This is a genomic window from Vannielia sp., assembly GCF_029212645.1.
Taxonomy (GTDB): Bacteria; Pseudomonadota; Alphaproteobacteria; order Rhodobacterales; family Rhodobacteraceae; genus Vannielia.
On record NZ_JARGND010000032.1, the window covers coordinates 31,098 to 38,041 of the forward strand.

The following is a 6,944-nucleotide window of genomic DNA, read 5'->3' on the forward strand; positions in this document are numbered from 1 at the left end:
TCACGCCCGCCGCTTCGCGATGCGGGGCAGTTGATCCACCTGCCAGCGGTCCAGGTTTTTCTCCGCCGTTGAAAGCTCTTCATAGGGTTTGATGTTCGGATGAAGACGCTTTTGGTTGTCGCGCGTCTCGCCAAAAACCCAGCCGTTCACAAGGCGATCAACCCTCCAGGACTCATGTTCCGCTATGGCAAGCTCTTCACGATGCTGGGCCACCAGATCCTCAATCCCCTGCTCAATAGACCCCAATGGCCCTGGCACTCCAAGGGCTTCCAGTTTTGTCTTGGCGTGGTCGGCGGCACGGCGATTTGCCTCTCGGTAGGTTTCGTCCAACTCTGACCAATCCGGGTGGTCGCCCTGCGCATAGTCGCAGTAGGCTTGGTGAAGGCCCTGCGCGGAGCGATCCAAAACCCCGGTCAGGTTCTCCAATGTCAAAACCGCCTCGTCTGGCTCCGCCAGGGTGATGCGCCCTCCCCCAAGGTCGGTGATCGGCAGGAGCGTTTCGCCCTTCGCACAGACAACGAAGATCGGCGCGCTGAATATCCGCCCCCGCTCGGCGGCCCCATCCAACGAAAGCGCCAGCTCCGGCGCGCCTTCACCGTCATTTGCGATCAGGATCGCGGTAACGGGACGCGCTTCATCAATCTGCCCAAGGTCATCCACACCTGGCATCGCCGGAGCTTGCTCCCAAGGGCGAACAGAATAGTGAAACGCCGTCCCCAATCCCCCCAGCTTTTGATCCAGCAAATGGTGATCCCTGGTTGGCTCCGTCGAGAACAGCGTCACGCATGGGGTCTCCAAAGCCGGGTGCGGCGCGATGCGGGCTAATTGCTCGATCATCGCCTCTATCCGCGACGATGCCCCAAAGATCAGCCAATGCACTCCCGGTGCCTTGGCCGCCGCCGCATCCATGAATTGCGTCCGGTTGTGAAAGAACGCCCGCGCCGCCATGGCATCGGGGTTGAATGGCTCAAAGCGAAACCTGCTTCCCGGCGCAAAAACGCCGGGACGGGCGACCAATTCGCGCAGGACCGCCAAACGAGACAGCCGCAAGGAAATACGGGTGGTCCCGCTCTCCCCGTCACGCACCTTGAACCCGCGCAAGAGCTTCATGAGGCCAAGGTTCTCGCCATCGGTTCGCAACAGCACCCCCAAGGCCGCGCGGTCAATTCTGGCCCGTTTCCACACCTCAACCGCCGCAACCTGCCCCTGCACGATGATGACCTGCAATCCAAAACGACGCCACGCCATCTGCGCTTCCTCGTTCGAATTTGCGATAAATACCACCGTCCCGCCCTGCGCGAGAATATTGCGGATCAGTATCCAACACTGCGAGTCGCTGCCGGTTATAACGTAATGGCCTTTTGCCCCCCAAAGGCGCAGCCGCGCGACGATCGGCTGCCACAACTTGTCAAACCAGGAGATGACGTAGCCTGCCAAACAAAGCGGCGCCAAAAACCGCAGCACGGCCAATAGCCAGTTGGCCAAGTTATGCTCATGCCCGGCCATGGCCTCAGGCCCGCTGAACATGAACAGCTTGATCGTTTTATAGAGCGCGTCGAGCAGGGCGACCGCTTGATCCGTGATCTGGTCAAACTGCGCCAAAGGGGTTTGTTGCGCGTAGGCAGCAAACCCCAAAACACCGCAAACCACTATACATATCCGGGCGATACGGCGCAGTCGCGCATCAGCGCCAGCCTGTTGCCTTGGCGGTTCAGCGGGTGACCGGCTGAACAAACCCAGGAAACGGCGCACCAGACGCGGCAACCGGATCATGGCGCGATTTGCCAAAGATAAGGCCCATCGGAGCCGCGCAATTCAAGCGATTTACCATCATCAGAAAACGCCATCCGGCCCGGCTTTGAGGTATCCGCAGGTTTCGCCATGAAGGCAATCAGAGGCTCTCCCCGTTCCATATCAATCAACCGCAAGGCGCCGTCTTCGCAGTGCACCCAAAGCCCGGCATTATCCACCGTGGGCAGAACAGCGGCCACCGGCTTTGAACAAGCGTCGGGAATGGTTCGTTGCAACTGCAAGGTTTCGCGGTTCCAGATCAAAACCTTGCCGCCCTCACCGCCGGTCAAAACCCTGTCGCCATCCTGCGTGATCGCGCCAGCCGTCACCCGCCCCGCATGCCCGCTCAACAGCGAAGAGACCTGACCATCCACCCGCAGCGCTGCGTTGCTGCCAAGCTGCACAAGCGCGCCACCATCAGGGTGCTCGGCCAAAATATCCTCTTGGAGCGCTTCAAAGCTGGTTTCAGAGGGTCTCAACGGGCCAACGTCATCCTGAATGTCCCAGATAAGCAGCGCCCCATCCCCGGAAACCGAAACACGGGTCTTTTCGTCCGGCGATGTGACCAGACGCAACCAACTGGTCGCATGGTTGATGTAAGAACCGTGGTAGCGCCCGGTTTCCACACCATGGAGTTGGATGGATTTGGCGCCGCCATCAAGGATCGCGAACAGCGTCTCACCCGCTTGAAAACCACCATTGCTTGGCAAATCCCCATCCAGTTTCTCAAGAACTGATCCATCCGAACTGTCGATAAGAGAGACCTTCCGTTTCTTCTGGCTCACCAGAATGCGGTCCACCGTCTTGCCAAACTGCACAAACAGGGCATCCGCAGGCAGATCAAACAACCGCTCCTTGCTTTCAACGTCAAAAACCGCCCCAGTGTTGTCGGTCCAGATAACGGCGATGCGCTTTCCATCGGGTGAGAAACGGCTGAACAGTAAATCCGGCCTGTCTTCATCAGTGGTACGGGGGGGCGAAACCAAAGCAGCCTCTGCCCGCGAAACGGTATCGAGCAAAGCCACCCCTGCTTCGGTGCCCAAGGCCAGGGTTTTCAAATCCGGGCTGAGGGAAAACCCGCTGCCATCAGAGCCGAGGGTTGTGAACCGCGCAACCACGGCCCCAGTTGTTGCGTCAAAAACAATTGGCGGGCCAAGCCGGGGGAACGCTGCAAATTGAGTGCCATCGGCAGACCACTGCCCGGTATGGCCTTCCGCTACCTTCAAAACCTCCGAGCCATCCTCGGTATCCAGCACCACAAGCCCGCCGTAGGGCGCACTCGCCAGGAGGCGCGTATCATCCGGCGAAAATGACACGTCAGATCCAAACTTGCCCTCCGGTTCCAGCCTTTTGGTCCAGTCAGACCCATCCCACAGGATCAAGCGCCCGTTCCAATCAACGGAGCTTAGCCACCGTCCGTCATGGGAAAATCCAATATGCTCAACCCGCTCCTTGTGCTCCGTCAGCACCTTGCGCAACCCTCGCAACACGACCGAGTTCGCCGCCATGGCCACATCAAACGAGGCAGAAAGGCTCGCCGGAAGATCCGCCGCGTCAAATGGCGCCTGCCCCCAGTTCCGGCCAGCGGATACGGCATCCTGGCGCACCGCCGCCAGCCGCCCCATTTCCAACTGTTTGCGCGTTTCAATAGAAACAAAGTCTTCGTCAGCCTGTTTGGAGGCAAGGGCCTCCAAAGCCAGCGATTGCCAGCGATCCTGCGGCAGCGCATCGTCAACCGAATGCCCCCATGGCGTCACCTCGCTGATCACCGCAGACACCTGATCAACCGGCACGCGGGATGTGGGCAAAGGCCAGATCCGGGTGCTTTCATTCCCTACAGAAACCGAAAAGACCTGCCCGGTTGGGCTCACCGCCAGGCGAGGGCGCCGCCCTGCAGGCCCGTCAAATTTGCTTACGGCCGTGCCCGCAGTTTGATCCCACAAAACCACGCGCCCATCCGCCGCTGCAGACAGCAAGAACGATGTGCCGGAGACAAAGGCAAAAGCTCTGATCTCGGTCGGCTGCACCGCCATCTGCGCAATCAGCGCCCCGGTTTGCGCATTCCACAGCGCCGCCGTGCCATCCTGAGCGGCAGTCGCCAAAAGGGTTTCGTCCGAATTGACAGCAATCGCAGAGATCGGCGCATCATGCGCCTTGAACCGAAACAACTCACTTCTGGTGTGGCGAATAACGCGCACCACCCCGTCATCATCCCCCAGCGCCATGCGGGTTTTGCCGGGAAAAAAGGCAACGCGCCGCACCGAGCGGTAGCCCACCTGAAGCCGCCGCTCCCCGGTATGGCGCCACCACAAATCCAGCCCATACCGGCTGCGCGACAACACGTAAGCGCCGTCATTCCATATCTCGACCCTTGAAATCGCATTCTCCGGCGAGGCACTTTTCTGAAGGATCCCGCCGGTTGCAAAATCAAGCTCAAACCAACCGCCCTTGTTGTTCCATGGCGCGCCAACGCGCGTTCCAACGATCAACCCGGTGAGCCCCTCCTGCATTGTCAGGCTTGTCACCAGATGATCCGGTGAAAACCGGTGTGACCAGACTTCACGCCCATCCCCGGCCTGCAACACGGCTACATCGGTGCCCGCCGCAACCGCAATATAAGCGCCATCCGCGCTGAACAGGATGTCTTGCACCCAGTCTGCCGTGGCAAGGCTGGCGCTGAACACTTTGGAACATGTCTCCACCTGAACCAGCGTTACCGCCCCCTTGCTGTTGCCCGAGGCCAAATACTTGCCGTCTGGCGAAAAGGCCGCGGCGCGCCCCGTGCCTTCATCAATCTGGCACGGGCGCAGGGCACCCACATGCCAGGTGGTCGCGGTGCCATCCGCAGCCCCGGTGATCAAAACGGCCCCGTCATCTGAAAATGCCATCGCACTGCCGGGGGCCGCGTGGGCCTTGATCTCGGCAATGGCCCGCCCGCCAAGCGCATCGTGGATCGACAACACCCCCTCGTTGTCCAGAATTGCAGCCAGGGTTTTGTTCGGCGACACAACACTTGCAATCATCGTGCTTTTCTCTGCCGTTGGGTTTGCTCGTTCAAGGCGCGTGATCTCTTGGCCGGTTCTCAAATCCAGCACAGAGGCCCCGGCCTCATGCCGCACCCCAATCTTGGTCAGAGCATCGACGTGGTGCAAACCATAGGAGGGCGAAGCATTGTGCCAGATCTCTGCGCAATCATCTGAAACGGAAATCCGCCTGGTGCCGTTTTCACCCATCGCAAGCACGGCAAAACCAGTGCCGTAAAGCTGCGCATCCTGTATCTGGTTTTCAAATTCAACAGAGCACCGCTGCAAGCTCTCACCAGTGCCCACATCCCAGATCGTAACAAGGCCGCCGCTGTTGACCGTTATCAACCGGTTGTCTTTCGGCAGGTATTCAGCCGCCAAGGGCGATCCGACAGGCTCGGCGATCACCGAAAGCTCCGCCCCGTCATCAACCCGCCAAAGCCGCGTGGTCTTGTCGTGGCTGCGAGATACCAAGGTGCCACCATCATCAGAAAACGATAGCCCGAACACGGTTTGAAAATGGCCGTCGAGGGGGCGCATGATCTTGGTCTGCAAATCCCAAAGCAAAACAGTGCCGCCATCCCCCCCAGCCGCCAAATAGCGACCAGAAGGTGAAAAGGCCAAACCATGCAGCGCACTGTCATCGCCTGCATGGCGCCCGACAATCTCGCCAGTCCCTTGCCGGCGCACCAGAATGGAGCCATCCACCGAGGCCAAAGCGGTTTTCCCATCAGCACTGGTGGCAATCGCTGTGATCTGCCCGGAATGAACCTGCACCTCCTCGCCGCGCATGGCCGCCAAATCCCGCGCCTGCGAAAATAGCGTGCCAACGCTCTCCTTTTCGCTGCCGCTGAAGGCCGCACCAAGCAACAGCGTTGCTTCCTCAACCCGCCCGGCAACAAGCGCCTGCCGCCCTTGCTCCAGGAACAATTCAGCCAGGCGGGCTTCGGCGGCGGCGGCGCTGCGCTCAGCCTCTGTCTGGGCCGATTGCGCCGCTATGGCGTTTGCCTCGGCGCGCGCCTGCTCTGTTTCGGCCGTGGCGCGGGCGGCGCGGGCCTCGGCCGCACTTTGCACGGCCTGCGCCTGCGCGGCTTCTGAAATGGTGCGCGCCTGTGCCGCTTCGCGCCGTTGACCATCCGCATACCACGCGGCCCCAGAGGCCAGAATGCTCAGCGCCGCCAAAGTTGCCACCGCCGCCTGTTTCACCCGTCTGGCCCGCGTGGCCCGGCGGATGGACTGCGCGATGAAGGAGGTCATGGATTGCGGCAGATCCATATCCGCCTCACCGTAGATCTGCCGGGCCTCATCCAGAGGCCGCCCCTTTGGCAGGAGCATCTGCGCGTCCCGCCCGGATTCCTCCCATCGGTCTGCGGCAAAGTTGACCCGCGCCCGGATGCGCAGATAATCCCGATCAGCGGCAAGCCACTCTTTCAGCCGGGGCCAGGAGGACAACAGAGCCTCATGTGTCAGTGCAACCTGCGGCTCTCCGGCGCTGTCGCTCCCCACAACCAACAGCCGGGCTTCCACAAAGGCATCGACCAATTGGCGCTCCGGGCTGTTGGGGGCAAACCCCGACAATGGCGCAGGTCTTTTGGTTGGGGCCTGATCCTCTCCAACCCCCAAATGGATGATCCGCCGCATGACACGAGGCAAGGCGGCCCGTGCCGCATCTGATTGTTGTAAAAACGTTTCTTCGGCTCTGCGCCCCAAAGCGCCGGCAAGCCCACCGAGCGACTCATAGCTTTCCCAGGTCAAAACCCCTTCCGGCGACCGGCGGTGATAGAGTTCTTCCAGGGTAAACTCCAACAGCGGCAGGCTATCAGGCTCTGAAACCGCCACATCGCGCAATTCATCATCCAAGCGGGCGCCGGTTTCAGGGTGTTCCTCAAACCGCAAACCGGCCCGCATAGCGGGTTGTCGGATGATCTGGCCAATCTCGGCAGGCGTCGGGGCAGACAAATCAATTTGCCCCTCGCTTCCTTTCAATTGCGCCAAAATCGGTTCGTCCAGCGCATGTTGGTAAAAGTCACTCCGCAACGTGGACAAAACATAAACCCGCCCCGATTCCGCCAAGGCGGCAATCGCCTGCAAAAAGGCCTGCCGTTCTGCCGCCGCCAAGTGCTCATCGGT

The 6,944-nt window shown here is 60.5% G+C and carries 2 protein-coding genes; both read right to left on the minus strand.

What is annotated here, in order from left to right; all coding sequences use genetic code 11:
• Nucleotides 1-1,602 (minus strand): RyR domain-containing protein, encoded by a 1,602-nt coding sequence (locus tag P1U55_RS11135; protein WP_301047651.1) that lies wholly within the window; start codon nt 1,600-1,602, stop codon nt 1-3.
• Between the two features lie 167 nt (nt 1,603-1,769).
• Nucleotides 1,770-6,932 (minus strand): hypothetical protein, encoded by a 5,163-nt coding sequence (locus tag P1U55_RS11140; protein WP_366943047.1) that lies wholly within the window; start codon nt 6,930-6,932, stop codon nt 1,770-1,772.
• Between the last annotated feature and the right edge of the window lie 12 nt (nt 6,933-6,944).